The sequence below is a fragment of the Mediterraneibacter sp. 210702-DFI.5.30 genome (genome assembly GCF_020560115.1).
Lineage (GTDB): Bacteria > Bacillota > Clostridia > Lachnospirales > Lachnospiraceae > Mediterraneibacter > Mediterraneibacter faecis.
In genome coordinates this window covers 1-263 of record NZ_JAJCME010000095.1, presented here as the reverse complement: position 1 = coordinate 263, position 263 = coordinate 1, and the positions used below count along the sequence as shown (strand labels likewise).

General features: G+C 38.8%; 1 protein-coding gene. It reads right to left on the bottom strand.

Annotated elements, in window-relative coordinates; translation table 11 throughout:
* The coding region (locus tag LI126_RS14825; protein WP_227165693.1) for a hypothetical protein at positions 1 to 263 on the bottom strand (263 nt) is incomplete at both ends.

The window sequence follows — 263 nt, the reverse complement described above, 5'->3', positions numbered from 1 at the left end:
CTAAAACACTGGTGACGCGAATAAAAATTGATCCACGCTTGATATGTGAACGCGCACTGCTCACACACAGCATGCCGTTTAGCACGTATTCATCATTGAATTGCTCAGTAAGAGCATCACAAAATTGCTCTTTAGTAATGCCTTTCGCAACTAGTTTTGATTTTTTAGGAATCTTAACCTTGTAATCAGTGGTTCCGTTATCAGAGTTAGCACGAAACGGAGTTGGTACAGTAATATTTTTCCCGAAAACTTTAACTTTATGC